Source organism: Nitrospirillum pindoramense (assembly GCF_007827955.1).
GTDB classification, from domain to species: domain Bacteria; phylum Pseudomonadota; class Alphaproteobacteria; order Azospirillales; family Azospirillaceae; genus Nitrospirillum; species Nitrospirillum amazonense_B.
Genome location: NZ_VITR01000006.1, coordinates 282,454 through 297,472 on the forward strand (window position 1 = coordinate 282,454; position 15,019 = coordinate 297,472).

The 15,019-nt window shown below is 68.4% G+C and carries 13 protein-coding genes; 7 read left to right on the forward strand and 6 right to left on the reverse strand.

Translation table 11 applies throughout. The features are described 5' to 3' along the window. Positions 1-23: 23 nt before the first annotated feature. Positions 24-2,369, reverse strand: a complete 2,346-nt coding sequence (locus tag FBZ90_RS12160) for a DUF6600 domain-containing protein (protein WP_145732445.1) — start codon at positions 2,367-2,369, stop codon at positions 24-26. 208 nt (positions 2,370-2,577) lie between these two features. Here FBZ90_RS12160 and FBZ90_RS12165 point away from each other — a divergent pair, with 208 nt between their 5' ends. After that, positions 2,578-3,294, forward strand: a complete 717-nt coding sequence (locus tag FBZ90_RS12165; RefSeq protein ID WP_145732447.1) for a hypothetical protein — start codon at positions 2,578-2,580, stop codon at positions 3,292-3,294. Here FBZ90_RS12165 and FBZ90_RS12170 read toward each other — a convergent pair. Continuing rightward, the gene (locus tag FBZ90_RS12170; RefSeq protein ID WP_145732449.1) at positions 3,291-4,193 is read right to left on the reverse strand and encodes an alpha/beta hydrolase family protein; all 903 of its coding nucleotides are present in this window, start codon (positions 4,191-4,193) and stop codon (positions 3,291-3,293) included. The genes FBZ90_RS12165 and FBZ90_RS12170 overlap by 4 nt on opposite strands. Positions 4,194-4,258: 65 nt before the next feature. Here FBZ90_RS12170 and FBZ90_RS12175 point away from each other — a divergent pair, with 65 nt between their 5' ends. Both FBZ90_RS12175 and FBZ90_RS12180 read left to right on the forward strand, forming a co-directional pair. Further along, on the forward strand, positions 4,259-4,807 hold the full coding sequence (locus tag FBZ90_RS12175; protein ID WP_145732451.1) for a TetR/AcrR family transcriptional regulator: 549 nt from the start codon (positions 4,259-4,261) through the stop codon (positions 4,805-4,807). 167 nt (positions 4,808-4,974) lie between these two features. After that, a complete protein-coding gene (locus FBZ90_RS12180) occupies positions 4,975-5,478 on the forward strand; it encodes a hypothetical protein (RefSeq protein ID WP_145732453.1) in 504 nt (167 codons plus the stop codon). A gap of 11 nt (positions 5,479-5,489) precedes the next feature. On the opposite strand, the gene FBZ90_RS12185 is transcribed toward FBZ90_RS12180, so the two are convergent. Continuing rightward, positions 5,490-6,263: a hypothetical protein gene (locus tag FBZ90_RS12185; protein ID WP_145732455.1), complete on the reverse strand. Its 774-nt coding sequence runs from the start codon at positions 6,261-6,263 to the stop codon at positions 5,490-5,492. 269 nt (positions 6,264-6,532) lie between these two features. Between FBZ90_RS12185 and FBZ90_RS12190 the strand changes: the two genes are divergently transcribed. Then, complete coding sequence (locus tag FBZ90_RS12190) at positions 6,533-6,964, forward strand: OsmC family protein (RefSeq protein ID WP_145732457.1); 432 nt, start codon at positions 6,533-6,535, stop codon at positions 6,962-6,964. 77 nt (positions 6,965-7,041) lie between these two features. Here FBZ90_RS12190 and FBZ90_RS12195 read toward each other — a convergent pair whose 3' ends face one another. Next, entirely contained in the window at positions 7,042-8,436 is a 1,395-nt protein-coding gene (locus FBZ90_RS12195; protein WP_145732459.1) for a class II 3-deoxy-7-phosphoheptulonate synthase, read from the reverse strand. 338 nt (positions 8,437-8,774) lie between these two features. Here FBZ90_RS12195 and FBZ90_RS12200 point away from each other — a divergent pair, with 338 nt between their 5' ends. The 3 genes from FBZ90_RS12200 to FBZ90_RS12210 all read left to right on the forward strand — a co-directional run bounded on the left by FBZ90_RS12200 (position 8,775) and on the right by FBZ90_RS12210 (position 12,541). Continuing rightward, positions 8,775-11,153, forward strand: coding sequence for a S8 family serine peptidase (locus tag FBZ90_RS12200; protein WP_186455770.1), 2,379 nt, complete (start codon positions 8,775-8,777; stop codon positions 11,151-11,153). Between the two features lie 118 nt (positions 11,154-11,271). Beyond that, on the forward strand, positions 11,272-11,778 hold the full coding sequence (locus FBZ90_RS12205; protein WP_145732463.1) for a DUF1993 domain-containing protein: 507 nt from the start codon (positions 11,272-11,274) through the stop codon (positions 11,776-11,778). Positions 11,779-11,926: 148 nt separating this feature from the next. Further along, entirely contained in the window at positions 11,927-12,541 is a 615-nt protein-coding gene (locus tag FBZ90_RS12210) for a glutathione S-transferase family protein (protein ID WP_145732465.1), read from the forward strand. 25 nt (positions 12,542-12,566) lie between these two features. Here the strand turns inward: FBZ90_RS12210 and FBZ90_RS12215 are convergent, their stop codons facing one another. Together FBZ90_RS12215 and FBZ90_RS12220 are read right to left on the reverse strand one after the other, a co-directional pair. Continuing rightward, positions 12,567-13,703: a hypothetical protein gene (locus FBZ90_RS12215; protein ID WP_145732467.1), complete on the reverse strand. Its 1,137-nt coding sequence runs from the start codon at positions 13,701-13,703 to the stop codon at positions 12,567-12,569. Positions 13,704-13,711: 8 nt separating this feature from the next. Beyond that, the gene (locus tag FBZ90_RS12220; protein WP_145732469.1) at positions 13,712-15,016 is read right to left on the reverse strand and encodes a metal-dependent hydrolase family protein; all 1,305 of its coding nucleotides are present in this window, start codon (positions 15,014-15,016) and stop codon (positions 13,712-13,714) included. Between the last annotated feature and the right edge of the window lie 3 nt (positions 15,017-15,019).

Genomic DNA, 15,019 nt, shown 5'->3' on the forward strand with positions numbered 1-15,019 from the left:
GATAGCGATCCGGGGCTGTCGGGTCAGGGACTATGGGGCTGGGGCGCATCATTGTTGCGCCCCGGTGCAGGTTGCGGCTTCTGCGGCTCCGGATGATGCTGGGGCTGCTGCGGGTGCTGTTGCGGCGGGGGCGCGTGTGGCGGCTCCGGCCGCGCCTGGGGCGGCGGCATGTGCGGCGGCGGCATTTGCGGGGGCTGGGGCCGATGCTCCGCGTCCCTGTGGGGCTGGGGTTCCGGCGGTGATTGCGGCCGCATCTGAGGCCCCTCCGGCCGTCCGGCCGGCTGAGGAGTGTCCCGCCGGAAATCCCGCTGGAAGTCCCGGTGAAAATCCCTCTGGAAATCCTGCTGGGGCCGTTCAGGCTGGTGCGCCGCCTGCGACTGAGGTTGCGGCTGGGCCGGCGCCGGGTGTTGCGGCGGCGGGGCGGCCGACTGGCCAGGCGCGGGTGGAGTCGGCGTGGGTGAATGGGGCGCCGACGGCTCCATCGACGGACCGGGGCGGCCGCGCCAAGCGGGCGGGCCGGGCGGTTGGTTGTGGTTGGCCAACGGTGGCAGCGGGCTCGCCGGGGACGCGCCAGGCTGGGTCATAGGCCGCCCCTGCGCGGCGGCGTTGGGTGCCGGGGCGTTGGGTGCCATGGGGTTGGGCGAGGATGGGTTGGGCGCCGGAGAGTTGGAGCGGAAGCCCGGCTCATCGGCGCGACGGTCCAGGGCGCGGATGCCCCCGGCATGATCGAAGCCCGGCCTGTCACCCCGCGGATCGCCAGGGCGGAAAGCGCCCGCCTGGGCGGCGTCGGGATGGGGTCCACCGCCGGGGCCACGCAGGTCCAGGGGACGGGACGGACCACCCGGCGGATGGGGCTGGAATTGGGGACCGGGGCTGGGCGGGGGCTGACCGCCCCCAATGCCTGGCGGCGGCCCCGGCAGGTGCAGGCGCTGCGCCATCTGGGGCGTGACGCCCAGGGTGGCGGCCGTCGGCTGCACCGGAGGCCGGCCCACCACCATGCGGGCGTCGGCGAACTGCCGGCCATCCCAGGGGCGCGCGCCGCCGTCGCGCGGGCCAAAACGCCCCGCGACCATGGCATCGGCCGGCATCATCGAGGCGCCGCGGCGATTGGCGAAGTTATTGATGGTGATATTGGTGACGTTCGTGACGTTGGTGACATTGTGGATGACCGTGATGTCGCGCACCACCGGCCTGTTCACATATTCGACATAGCGCGGGCTGGCCCGATACCAGGGATGGTAGGGCTCCTGCCACCCCAACGGGCACCATCCGACCGGGGGGTGATCGGCATAATGGGGACCGCCGATGGAAACCCCGATGGCCACGCCAGCTCCGAAAAACGCCACCAGCGCCGGGGCATAAACCGGCGGGGGCGGCGGGCCGACGGTGACCACGGCGCCCGCCGGGGCCCACGCCCACCGGCCGCCGACATCCACCCAGCGTCCGTAATGGAAGGGGGCGAAGCCCCAGGGCGCATTGTCGATCCAGGTCCACCCCCAGGGCGCGACGTAGGCCCAATGGCCGTCACGATAGGGAACCCAGCCGGGATCCACCTGGGGATACCAGACCTGGCCGTACTGGGGCGTCGCCTGCCAGCTGCCGTAATCATCCAGGTCATCGGCGCCCGGCATGGCGGCCACCACCGCCGGCGGTGGTGGCGAGGAACCGACGCGGTCGGCCCGCAGCATGGCGACAAGGAAGGAATCATGATCGGCGGGCCGGACATTGACATTGGGCGGAGTGTCGCCCGTGATCTCCCCAGTCTGGCCGCCGTTGAGGCTCAGGGACAGTCCCTGGCCGCTGACGCGCGCCGCGCCCTCCAGCACGATGATGCGCGTCGGGGATTCCGTATCGCCCGCCACGATCTCATAGCGGCCGGGGGCGTCCAGCGTCACGGTGCCGCGCGGCGTGCGCACGCTGTAGCTTTCGCCCGGCAGCAGGCCCCGAACCCGGACATAGACGCGCCCTTGCGCCAAGTCGGCGCTCATGTTGCGGTCGTCCAACGTGTCGATGTCCAACTCGGTGGCCCCGTCCATCACCAGGCGGGTGGTGGACACGTCGACGGTGGCGCTGGAACCCGGCTCGGTCCACAGGGCGTTGCCGCTGGTCAGCGGGTAGTTGGGGATGGCGGGGTCCCACTGCGTTCCATCGGCGGTGTGGAAGGACACGGTGCCCTGCACCCGTGCCAGGCGGCCCACCCGGGTAGGCGGGTCGCCGGCGTACTGGTCGCCGCCATCGTCGTAGGCGGACGGTCCTTCCTGGGCCCGCGCCACGCCGTTCATCACGGGGGAGAAAGCCAATAAAACCGCCAGCGCGGTCATGGTGCCGCGCAGAACGGCGGAGCGCCGGGGCACGATGAAACTGGACATGATGGCGGAATCCACCCTGGTTATCCTCGATCCATGTCAGGCTGCCCCCCGATGGTGGCATAACTGCGCCGAATGATGGCCCCTATTTGGACAGGATGCGATTCATGTTGCCCGGCACCAAAAGGCACGCGCACAGTGCGGCCCCGCGCCAAAGTTCCAAATCGGCGCGCCGGCCGGCGTGAAGGTCCGAGTGAATAGGATTGAGGTCATGCAGCAGTCTTTGGATGCGGTTTCCCCCGACACGGTCCCGTTGGAGGCGGTCCCCTTGGAAACAGTGCGGGGCATGTTCGAAACCGACAACGCCCCCCTCGTTCCCCGGGTCCGGGCCTTCCTGTCCAATGTGTTGCGCACGCCGCTCTCGCATGCCCGCTTCATGAATGAGCTGTCGCTCATGGAGCATATGGGCAGCAACAAGATCATGGCGACCCAGCACGGTCCCGGCATGGACCTGCCGACACTGAAGCACCTGGCGGAGGAAGCCCGCCACGCCTTCTTCTTCAAGCGCCAGGCCGAAGCGGTGGCCCGCCGCCCGCTGGACTACGTCCAGGCTGATTTGCTGTCCCCGGCCGCTGGGCGGCTGTACTTCCAGAAGCTGGACATCGGCGTGGAGCAGGCGCTGGCCGGTGAGCCGCCTCGCTCAAAGGTGCTGTACCTGCATGTGTCGCTGATTGTGGAATTCCGCGCCGTGTGGTTCTACCACCTGTATGAGACGGCGCTGCGCCAGACGGGGTCGCGGATCTCGCTGAAAAGCCTGCTGGCGGAGGAGCAAGGCCATCTCGGTGACATGGCGGACCGGCTGAAGGCGCTGGGCGCCTGGGACCCGGTGCGCCTGGGCCGGATGTGCGCCCTGGAAACCGCCCTGTTCGGCACCCTGTTGGGCCGCCTGGAGCGCGCGGTGACGCCGCCGGCGGCCGTGGCCGCCTAAACGCCCCCCTCCAGCAACAGCGGCCACGCCTGGGCATTGCGCTCAGCGAACAGGCGCAAGTGCCCGATGGCCTTCGCCCCAGCCTCCGCCGGGGTTATGACGCGGTGACGGATGGTCGCGGCGGGATAAAATTCCGCCAACCGGCGCACCCTCTCCGGCGGCATCATGTCATCATCCGCGATACCGACCAAGGTCACCGATCCAGTCATGCGGTCCGGCACCGGATGGGGCATGGTCCGCCCCCAGTCGGCCCGGTAGAAGCCACGGGACACGCACCAGCGCCGCCATTGCCAGAACACCCCCTTGGGCAGGTCCGCGCCCAGGCCCAACAGGCGACCCGGCAGATAGCCGCACATCAGGGTCGCCAGCGGCCCCAGCAGGAACCAGAACGCGATGACCGCGGGCATGTAGCGCCAGGGATGCTTGGTCCAATAGGCGGGGCCGGAAGCCACGGCGATCAACCGCGCCACGCGTCCGGCACTGGCATGGAAGGGCAGGCACATACCGCCCAATGAATGGCCGACGACCCAAATCTCGGCTTGGGGATACCGCTGGCACACGTGATCCAGCGCTGTGGCTTGGTCGACCACCCCCCATACGGCCATGGTGGCATCCGACCGGCTGACCGGACCGGCGGCGGAAGCACCGAAATCCCGATAATCATAGGTCAGCACCGCCGCATCCTTGGCAACGGAGAGCCATGCGGCGAAGCGGCGATAGTAATCGCGGGGCACACCTGTGGCCCCATGCAGGACGATCGCCAGCGCCGGTTCCCGCCCGTGAGGCGGCAGCGTCAGCCGGCCAGCCAACAGGGCGCCGTCCGGGGTGGCGAAGTCCACCGCCTGTTCCACCGCGCCCTCCGGCATCCATCCCCCCTTGTCGTGCGGTTGGTGATCCATTCTATGGCGATCACCATAGAATGGATATCACTAGACCGACCGACATACAATTGGCATGAAGAGGCATGCCACGCCTGTCCGATGCCAAGAAGCACTTCGTTGATACCGCCGTGACCCTGTTCCGGCGCAGGGGCTACAATGGCGTCGGCCTGAATGAGATCATCGCCGTGAGCGGCGCCCCGAAGGGCTCGTTCTACCATCACTTCCCCGGCGGCAAGGAAGAGCTGGCGGAAGAGGCGGCCCGGCTGGCGGGCCACCGCATCGGCCGCATGATCGACCAGGCGTTCGCCGACGCCCCCACCTTTGCCGACGGTGTGCACGCCCTGGCCGACACCATCGCCGATTGGTTCGAGGCGTCGGACTGGCGCGACGGTTGCCCCGTCACCGCCCTGGTCATCGGTGCCATACCGGAGTCCACCCGCCTGTCCGTCGTCGTGGCGGAGGTGCTGGAGGATTGGGCGGCGCGCACAGCGGGACATGCCGAGCGTCTAGGGGTCAGCGATCCGCGCGAACGCGCGGCGCGATTCTTCATCGCGCTGGAGGGTGCCTGGCTGCTGGCGCGGGTGCAACGCAGCCGGGCGCCGTTCCGGTTGGCCGCAGCCATGGTGCTGTAAGCCAGGTAACGGCCCGTCTGAATACAAAGGTAGAAGATCTTACCCGTTAACAGATTAATATTGCGGCATTTTACGCCTGTGGATTGCATTCCTTCCTGGGCGCGCTAGCATGACGCCAACGCGTTGGTTGGCGAGGTTGGGTTTTGATCAAGTGGGCGAAAGGGGCCTTGGGCCTGGCCGTCGTGGCCGCGATGGTCGCCGGGTGGAACCTGGCCAGCGTCACCCTGCCCGTGGCGCGGGCCTTGGATCAGGACCCCGCCAACAGCACCGTCCACGTCGTGGCCTACCACCGGGCCCTGGTCCTGCCGGGGACGCTGGTGGTGGACGTGTGGGGCGCCCAGCGCACCGCCACGCCGTTGGACGTCTTGCGTGTCCTGTTGCAAGCCGCCGCCGCGCTCAACGAACACAGCTACGACACGGTCGTTCTCGCCTACCGGGGCGCGCCCCGCTTCATCCTGCCCGGGTTCTATTTCCGGCAACTGGGGCATGACTACGGGCAAGGACAGAACATTGCCACCCTGATCCGCACCCTGCCCCAAAACGTGCGGACCCTGGATGGCGGCGCCGCGTTCGAAACCTGGACCGGGGGCATGCTGGGCGTGCTGGATCGGCAGATGGACGACGTGAAAACCCTGAGCCGCCGGTGGTGGATGGATCCTCACAGTTCATAAGCAGGAACGCGTCAGGGCCGGTGCTCCGCCGACAGGTGGATGCCACCCACCTCCAGGCCCAGGCGCGTCAGCGTGTCGGCCGTCACCAGAGCGGCGTCCAGCCCGGTGACACCGTAGCGCTCCATCATCAGGCTGGAGGGAAACCACCACCAGACTTGGTCCCGCAGCAGACCGGGATGGCCGGCCAGATAGGCGTCGGTCGACCGGTCGATGTCATCCAGCAGCACGGGGGCCATCCCCCATTCCCTATAGAGCCCGGCGATGGCCTGACGCAATTGCGCGGCGTTGCCCCGGCGGGCGGCCAGGATGGCATCCACGGTGGCGCCCCCCAGGTCTGGCGGCGTGACCGTGACGCCATCCCGCGACAGGTCGGGCAATTGTCCGCGGATCGCCTCCATTTCCCGCGTCAGCCGGGCGCGCGCGTCCGGGGTGTCGCGCGGATCCAGGCTGTTGGTGGAGTGAAATTCCACCACGGCGCCGGGTGCCACCACTTTGTGCCGCCCCGCCAGGAAGGGCAGCAGGGCGCAAGCCGAGGCGCAACGTCCGTCAACCCTGACATCCAACCCACGCTCATGGATCAGGCGCGCCATGGCCAGGGCGACCGTCACGTCGCCGCCACCGGAATCCAGCACCAGGGTCCGCGTCTCCGCCGTCAGGTTGCGGGCCAGCAGGTCGGCATCCCCCAGCGGATGTTCCCCCGGCAGGAAACGCCGGGGCAGGATTTCACCGCGGAAGGCGAGGGTCGCCGGATCCACCCGCTGCCAGGCCCGATCCTGGTACGACACCTGGGATTGCGCATCCGTGGCGGGAAGCAGGACGGCGCCCGTCCAAAGGCTGCACAACACCAACCAAAACGATCGCCCCGTCACCGGGCATGTCCCGGGCAGACGGACGAGGGAAGGCGAAAGTGATGCATTGCGGGCCCGTACTGGTTGCGGCCAGCGCATCGCGGGACATCCGCATGGAACTGACACGATAGCTTGTTAGTCTATCCCCATCGCCCGGCCCGTCGATAGATCGGCCAAGGGTGTACCCCCCATCGAGGAGAGATCGCATGGCCCAGTTGAAGCGCACCGCCAATGCCGTCTGGCATGGCACGGGCAAGGACGGCGACGGCGCCTTGACGACGCAGAGTGCCACCCTGTCCAGCGTGCCCTATTCCTACATCGCCCGTTTCGGCGACGGCAAAGGCACCAACCCCGAGGAACTGATCGCCGCCGCCCACGCCGGCTGCTTCAGCATGGCACTGGCCTTCATGCTCTCGGGCGCCGGTTTCACCCCGGAAGAGATCAAGTCCGACGCGCTGCTGACCATGGAGGGCGAGGGTGCCGGCTGGCGCATTTCCGCCGTCAAGCTGACGGTGCGGGCCAAGGTGCCCGGCATCGAGGCCGGCAAATTCCAGGACATCGCCGCCGAGGCCAAGGCCAATTGCCCGGTTTCCCGCGTGCTGAACGCCGAGATCACGCTGGACGCCGCGTTGGCTTGATCGCCGCCGCCCAGCGCAGAAAAAACGGGCGGGTGCCGCGAGGCCCCGCCCGTTTCATGTCGATACAGAAACAGCCCTTATTCGGCAGCCTCTGTCCGGCGGGGCTGACCGGTGCGGGAGGCCTTCAGGCCCTCAGCGACCAGGAAGGCCAGTTCCAGGGCCTGGTTAGCGTTAAGGCGCGGGTCGCAGGCGGTGTGGTAGCGCTGGGCCAACGCATGCTCCGTGATGGCCTGGGCGCCGCCCGTGCACTCCGTCACGTCCTGGCCCGTCATCTCGAAATGCACGCCGCCGGCATGCACGCCCTCCGCCCGGCAGGCATCGAAGAAGCCCCGCACCTCGGCCAGGATGCGCTCGAACGGCCGCGTCTTGTAGCCGGTGGCCGACTTGACGGTGTTGCCGTGCATGGGGTCGCAGCTCCACACCACGGTGCGGCCTTCGTCGCGCACACGGCGCAGCAGCGGCGCCAGCTTATCGCCCACCTTGTCATGGCCCATGCGGGCGATCAGGGTCAGGCGGCCGGCCTCATCCATCGGGTTCAGGATGTCGATCAGTCGGATCAGCTCATCCGGGTCGGTGGTCGGGCCGCACTTCAGGCCGATGGGGTTCTTCACACCGCGCAGGAATTCCACATGGGCGCCGTCGGGCTGGCGGGTGCGGTCGCCAATCCACAGCATGTGGGCGGAAACGTCGTACCAATCGCCCGTCGTGCTGTCGATGCGGGTCAACGCCTGCTCATAAGGCAGCAGCAGCGCCTCGTGGCTGGTGAAGAACTCCGTCTCGCGGATCTGGGCGGTGGTTTCCGCGGTGATGCCGCACGCGGCCATGAAGGCCAGCGTCTCATCCAGGCGGTTGGCCAGATCGCGGTACCGCTCGCCCTGCGGGCTGCGGTCAACGAAGCCGAGATTCCACTGGTGCACCTTGTGCAGGTCGGCATAACCGCCCTGGGCGAAGGCGCGCAGCAGGTTCAGGGTGCTGGCAGCCTGGTTGTAGGCCTGGACCATGCGTTCCGGGTCCGGCACCCGCGCGTCGGCGGTGAAGTCGAAGCCGTTGATGATGTCGCCACGGTAGGACGGCAGGGCGGTGCCGCCGATCTCCTCCAGGTCTGCAGAGCGCGGCTTGGCGAACTGGCCGGCCATGCGGCCGACCTTCACCACCGGCGTGGCGCCACCGAAGGTCAGCACCACCGCCATCTGCAGCATCACGCGGAAGGTGTCGCGGATGTTGTTGGGGTGGAATTCGGCGAAGCTTTCAGCACAGTCGCCACCCTGCAGCAGAAAGCCCTGGCCCTTGGCCACGCGCCCCAGATGGTCCTTCAGGCGCCGGGCCTCGCCGGCGAAAACCAGCGGCGGATAATTGGCCAGGCGGGCCTCAACAGCCTCCAGGCGCTGCATGTCCGGATATGAGGGCATCTGCCTCACTTCCCGAGACCGCCAGCTATCGGGCGCCCAGCGCCCCGCCTTTTCCAGTGCCATGACCCACCTCGTGAAACCCGAAAACCGCCCCGTATCCCAAGACGTTAAGCGTAGCGCCGGGGGATTACCCAGGTCGCGGGCGGAAGGCCCCTCTAGTCTGGCAACAAGCCGGTCTCGTTATGTACTGCCCCATTTTATACTTTTCCAGTCTTCTTGGGGGCTTTTTGCGCATTACTGTTACCCAGCAAACGCGGTTGCCGACAGCGCCCGTCCTCGAACCAAAGCCACCTATCCAGATGGCAGTGCACAGGCCTAGGCAAATTGGATTAGACTGGGCGCCTTCGCATGCCCAGAACGGGCAGGTCGCGGGGCCGCCAAAGGCGCCCGGGAGATATGGTATGACCGCCCAGCACACGCGCCCGCGCGCCACCTTCGGTCCTCTGGCTCGGTTGGGCTTGCTGGCCGGCCTCTTCGTCCCCGGGATGGGGACTGCGCAGACCTACGCGCCGGGCTACTCCTCCAGCTGGTGGTCGCAACTGGGCCTGACCAACGCCATTGAGGTGGCGGCCACCGGCGGCAGCGGCATCACCATCGGCGTGGTCGATACCGGTGTGGTGGCGACCCAGGCGGACGTCACGGGCCGCGTGTCCACCGCCTCCGCCTGTGCGGCGCGCACCTTCACCTGCCCCAAGGCCTACACCGACGACAACGGCCACGGTACCGCCACAGCGGCCATCGCCGCCGGCGCCGTCACCAGTTCGGGCGGCGGCATGGCCGGGATCGCGCCCAAGGCCACCATCCTGGCGGAAAAGGCGCTGAACGTCGGCGGCAGCGGTAGCGACGTGGATGTCGCCAACGGCATCATCAAGGCCGCCGACGCCGGCGCCCGGGTCATCAACCTGTCGCTGACCTATCTGCCCACCAGCGCCATCGTCTCCGCCATCAACTACGCGGCCGCCAAGGGGGCGGTGCTGGTGTTCGCCGGCGGCAACTCCGCGACCGTGCTGAACGGCGGCGCCAACACCGGCGGCCTGTCCGCCGCCGCGCTGGCCCACCTGGCCTTTGCCGGGTCGGTCAACGGCGCCAACAAGCTGTCCAGCTTTTCCAACACGCCCGGTACCGGATCGGCCATCGCCGGCACCACGCGGGTCAGCTACGCCTCGCTCTGGCTGATGGCGCCAGGGGAAAGCATCGTCGCGCCCGGCATCCAGTACGGCAGCAACGCCCTGGCCTATTGGAGCGGCACGTCCATGGCGGCGCCCATGGTGTCCGGCGCCGTCGCCTTGCTGGAGGCGACGTGGCCGGTGCTGTACCGCAACGGCACCGCCACCGCCGTCCTGTTCGCCTCGGCCACCGATATGGGGACCAAGGGCGTGGACAGCACGTACGGCAACGGCCTGATGAACCTGACGGCGGCGTTCAAGCCGCTGGGAACGCTGTCGGTGGTGCAGGCCAACGGCAAGTCCCTGCCCGTCACCAGCCTGAGCGGAACGCTGATCACCGGCGGCGCGCTGGGCGCGCTGAACAGCATCAGCGCCCACTTGGCGGCCTATACCGCCTTCGACGGCTATCAGCGCAACTTCACCGTCAACCTCAGCGGCCTGGTCGCCAAGCAGCCGGTGTCCGCCTCGTCCATCGTCGCGGCCCTGCCCGCCCCCACAGTGACGACCAGCAGCAGCAAGTTCGCCGATGGCGGCAGCCTGACGCTGGCCTATACCGGCGATGCCAGCGGTGGCGGCGCCAGCGCGCGGGCCTTCCCGGCCAGCCTGCCCCTGGCCGGGCGCGAGGGCTATGCCGGCCGCGACGGCTGGGCCCTGGCCTACAGCCAGGGCGGCCTGACGCTCGCCACCGGCAGGGGCTTCCCGGCCTCGGCATCCTTCGCGCAGGCGCTGTGGGGCGGCGGCACGGCGGTGGCCGACGCCGCCGGCACCCTGGGCGTGTCAACCGCCCTCACTGGTTTGGCCCAGGGCGGCGGCTTCGCGGCCCTGGGGGCGGATCTGGACGGCTGGCTGGGCCGCGCCCTGGGCGGCGCGCGGCTGGCCGTCAGTTGGTCGGGCGCCTCGGCGCTGGATAGCACGGATCGCCGCGACCTGGGCGCCGACTGGAACCCCTGGCGGGGCCCGGTGCTGACGGGGGCCGGCTGGGACCGCCGGGCCGACGCCGTGGCCGCCGGCCTGAATTGGACCCTGGCACGGGGCTGGACCACCAGCCTGACCGCCAGCCTATTGGATGAACGCGACGGCCTGCTGGGCAGCCGGTATCGCGGCGGCGGCGTTCTGGGGCTGGGCGACCACAACAACACCGTCTCGGTGGGGGTGGCGACGGCCATGACCCTGTGGCAGGGCGGCAGCCTGATGGTGGATGCCAGCCTGGCGCGCAGCGCGGCATCGGAAAACGTCCAGGGCGTGGTCAGCGGCATCGGCCCGCTGCTGTCCCGGTCCTACGGCCTGGCGCTGGCCCAGCGCGATGCCATCGCGGCGGGCGACAGCCTGACGGCCCTCTGGCGCCGGCCCCTGCGGGTGGTGGCCGGCAGCGCCACCTTGCTGATGACCAGCGTGGACGACCAGGGCTACGCCACCACGGTGCCGACCCGGGTTTCCCTGCGACCGGACGGGGCGGAAACCGACATGGCCCTGACCTACGCGGCCCCCGTGGCCACCGGCCGCTGGGGCCAGGCCCTGACCCTGAACACCAGCCTGGAACTGCGCCAGGACGCCGGCAACATCCGGGGCCTGACCGATCATGTGGCCCGCGTCGGCCTCAACTTCCGATTCTAGGGACGGGGTTCGCCAGTCCGGTCCTGTGAAATTCAGGTGTCAAGGTGACCGGGCGCACATCCGGCGCGCGGCGGCTCCGTATCTTGGCCGACATTCCAACCTTGATCGGAGCGCACCCATGTCGCTTTCCATGTACCAGGCGTCCGTGCCGGTGTTCCTGCGCCTTCTGGGCAACCTGTCGGCCATCCTGGAAAAGGCCCAGGCCCATGCCGAGGCCAAGAAGATCGACCCGTCGGTGTTCGTGAACGCCCGCCTGGCCCCCGACATGCACCCCCTGGCCCGCCAGATTCAGATCGCCAGCGATGCTGCCAAGGGCGCGGTCGCCCGCCTTGCCGGCATTGAAGTCCCCAGCTTCCCCGATACTGAAACCACCTTCGCCGACCTGCAGGCCCGTATCGCCAAGACGGTGGACTTCCTGAAGAGCGTGACCCCGGCCCAGGTCGACGGCAGTGAGGAGCGCACCGTCACCCTGAAGATCCGGGGTGAGGACATGCATTTCCCTGGCCAGGCCTTCCTGCTGTTCTTCGCCACGCCCAACTTCTATTTCCATGTCACCACCGCCTACGACATCCTGCGTCACAACGGCGTGGAGCTGGGCAAGATGGACTTCCTGGGCCGGTCGTAAACGACATCCAAGGATTTCCCCAGTAGAAGGCGGCGTCCCCAGGGCGCCGCCTTTTTCTTGACCGCGCTTTATGGGCAGCAGGCTACTGCCATATTCTGTCAGTATACTCTGTCATGGTCCTTCCGACACCAACCCCGGGAGGCCCCGAATGCTCACCTTCTTCCACTGCCCGCACACCCGCTCCTCCAGCATCCACTATCTGCTGGAGGAGCTGGGCGTCGCCTATGAGACCGAGATCATCGACATCCATGCCCAGGGGGGCGCTTCGGAAAGCTATCGCACCGTCCAGCCGCACAAGAAGGTGCCAGCCATCCGCCACGCCACGGCCAAAGGCGATGTGGTGGTCACGGAACGCGCGGCTATCACCCTCTACCTGGCCGACGCCTTTCCGCGGGCGGGCCTGGCCCCCGCCCTGGACGATCCGCGCCGCGGCCCCTACCTGACCAGTGTCGTTTACGTCGACGCCGTGGCGGATCCCTGCCTGGTGGCGCACCTGAACCAATGGCAGTACGAGGGCAAGGGGGCGGCCTTCGGCACCTTCGCGGACATGGTGGCGAACCTGGAACGCACCTTGACCACCCACGCTTACGCCGTCGGCGACCGCTTCACCGCCGCCGACACCCAGTGGGGCGTCATGCTGTACTGGGCCATGGACGTCATGGGCCTGTTCCAGGACAAGCCGATCTTCCGCGCCTATCTCAACCGTCTGGCCAACCGCCCGGCCTTCCAACGCTTCGCCAAGGCCATGGCGGCGGCGGCCTGATCAAGGGACAGGCGGAGCGCCGCTTCTAAAGGTCAACCTCGCGGCCCCGGTTGGAAATGCGATCGGGGTCGAAATTCTCACCACCAGAAAGTGTTTCAGGGAACGGCACCAGAGGACCGCCCTCTTGCGCGAGATGGCGCTGGATAAAGGCGATGCTTTCCCGAGTGGAACGATCAGGGTCCTGTTTCAGGCGGGCCAGCAACGGCCGCCACTCTTCCCAAACAGCCCCTTTTTCGCGACCCAACGCCTGGGCCAAGGTCGCTGCCACCAAGCGGCGCACAACCACGGACCGATCCCTAGCGGCTTGTTCCAGATAGTAGGTTTTGGACGCCGGACGGACGATAGGCCTGGTCGCGTACAACGGAACCGAGCGGAAGATATTGAACGGCTTATTGATCATTTCCCGACGCCAGCCGTCCGGCCACGCGGCCCGCCCTTCTATCAGCGTGTGCAAGGCCACCATACGCACGATGGGCTGAACCGCATTCGTGGCCAGGAAAGGTAAATGGCCATCCATGTATGGCTGACGCAAAGCCTGGCGCAGCACGCTGCCTGCGGGCCCATGGGTGGCGCCGCATATCCGACGGGCCAGGGCATCGGCCATTTCCGGTCTCATGAGGAACAGGTTTTCCGGGTCGCATTGCGGTTCAAGCCGCCACCGGCCCCATGTCAGCGTGCGGGTCAGCAGGAAGAAGCCGGTATCCGCGACGGTCGCCATATCCATTAGGGGGACCGTACGCGCCATGCAGTCCCTTGCCGCCGCCCGCACCTCCGCGACCCAGTCATTCATCTGGTAGGCCACAGCCGTCAGCCAGAGCGGACCCGGCACCTTACCCTCGATTTTCCGCAGGGCCGCCTCGCGGATGTACCCGCTATGGTGAAACAAGAACAGGTATTCCAGGCGCGGGGTAGCATGCAGTAAGGCATGCATGTCCTCAGGGCGCCACCACCATTGCCACGCTTTCTGCCTGTGTGGCGGCGAGACCGTGCCCAGCAGACGCCGGATATGCTCTCGCACCGATAGCACATGATGGGGGGGAAGGGTCGATAGAGCGGCAACCGCTGCCGCGACACTTCGGGGAAGCACCCGCCCCTGCCGCAACCCGAGCACCACCTGATCCAGGATGTCCGCCACTGCAGACGGTAATGTCCACTGAGCCATCAGCCCCCTCATGGCTTCCGAACCACCACCCCACCCTTCATGACGAAGACGACCTTGGCCACGGCGTCGATGTCCTGGGTGGGATCGCCGGTCACGGCCACCAGGTCGGCCAGCAGGCCGGGGTGGATGCGGCCAAAATGGTCGGCCTGTCCCAGGATGCGGGCGTTGGTGGCGGTGGCGGCCGTCAGCGCCTGGGCCGGGGTCATGCCGTAGCGCACCATCCACACCAGCTCGCGCGCGTTCTCGCCATGGGCGAAGACGCCCACGTCGCTGCCGCAGCCGATGGTGACCCCCGCCTTCAGCGCCCGCCGGAAAGCGGCCTCCGCTGCCTGCATGGCCGGCGTGGGCGGGGACTGACCGGGGACGTAGCCCTTGAAATAGCGGCTGGTGGCCTCCGGTGCCGTCAAGGTGGGCAGATAGGCGACGCCGCGCTTGGCCATTTCCCGGAAGGTGGCATCAGTGCCGCCATAGCCGTGCTCGATGGTGTCAACGCCGGCGAGCACGGCCCGGCGCATGCCCTCATCCGACGTGGCGTGCGCCGCCACCGGACGGCCGGTGTCATGGGCGGCGGCGATCAAGGCCGCCATCTCCGCCTGGCTGAAGGTGGGGCGGGTACCGCCGTCCGGTCCGGTGCGGTAATCGGCGTAGAACTTGATCCAATCGGCACCCCGCGCCGCCTGGCCACGGGCGGCGGCGGCAACCGCCGCCTCCCCGCTCGCCTCCTCCGCCCCCTGGGGCAGGTCCATGTCCTCGCGGAACTTGGCGACGGAGGGGCCATAGGCGCCGCTGGCCACGATGGCGCGGGTGGCGACGAACAGGCGGGGGCCGGGGACGAGGCCATCCTCGATGGCCTTCTTCAGGCCGACGTCGGCATAGCCCGCCCCCTCCGTGCCCAGGTCGCGCAGGGTGGTGAAGCCCGCCATCAGGGTGACCGTCGCCTGCCGCCCCGCCCGCAAGGTGCGGTAGGACAGGCTTTCGCGCAGCACCTGATCGTCCCACGGCGCCTCGTTATAGGGATGCAGGAACAGGTGGGAATGCAGGTCGATCAGGCCGGGCAGCAGGGTGGCGTCCGGCAGGTCCAGCACCGGCACCCCCGCCGGCGCGCCCAGCGACGCCTCCGGCCCCACCGCCTGGATGTGATCGCCCCGCACCAGCACGGCCCAGCCGGCACGGGGGGCCATCTCCTCCGCCGTCCAGACCCGGGCCGGGCGGATCAGCAGGGACGCCTCATCCGCCCAGGCCGCCAGCGGCATCACGGCGAGGCAAATGGCGGCGCAGGCCGCGAGCAGCCCCCTTGGAGTGAACCGGCGCATGGC

Bases quoted from the DNA above. Each gene is read 5' to 3' on its own strand.
- FBZ90_RS12215 (WP_145732467.1), bottom strand. From the start codon at position 13,703: ATGGCTCAGTGGACATTACCGTCTGCAGTGGCGGACATCCTGGATCAG.
- FBZ90_RS12170 (WP_145732449.1), bottom strand. From the start codon at position 4,193: ATGGATCACCAACCGCACGACAAGGGGGGATGGATGCCGGAGGGCGCG.
- FBZ90_RS12205 (WP_145732463.1), top strand. From the start codon at position 11,272: ATGTCGCTTTCCATGTACCAGGCGTCCGTGCCGGTGTTCCTGCGCCTT.
- FBZ90_RS12190 (WP_145732457.1), top strand. From the start codon at position 6,533: ATGGCCCAGTTGAAGCGCACCGCCAATGCCGTCTGGCATGGCACGGGC.
- FBZ90_RS12165 (WP_145732447.1), top strand. From the start codon at position 2,578: ATGCAGCAGTCTTTGGATGCGGTTTCCCCCGACACGGTCCCGTTGGAG.
- FBZ90_RS12200 (WP_186455770.1), top strand. From the start codon at position 8,775: ATGACCGCCCAGCACACGCGCCCGCGCGCCACCTTCGGTCCTCTGGCT.
- FBZ90_RS12220 (WP_145732469.1), bottom strand. From the start codon at position 15,016: ATGCGCCGGTTCACTCCAAGGGGGCTGCTCGCGGCCTGCGCCGCCATT.
- FBZ90_RS12210 (WP_145732465.1), top strand. From the start codon at position 11,927: ATGCTCACCTTCTTCCACTGCCCGCACACCCGCTCCTCCAGCATCCAC.
- FBZ90_RS12195 (WP_145732459.1), bottom strand. From the start codon at position 8,436: ATGGCACTGGAAAAGGCGGGGCGCTGGGCGCCCGATAGCTGGCGGTCT.
- FBZ90_RS12175 (WP_145732451.1), top strand. From the start codon at position 4,259: ATGCCACGCCTGTCCGATGCCAAGAAGCACTTCGTTGATACCGCCGTG.
- FBZ90_RS12160 (WP_145732445.1), bottom strand. From the start codon at position 2,369: ATGTCCAGTTTCATCGTGCCCCGGCGCTCCGCCGTTCTGCGCGGCACC.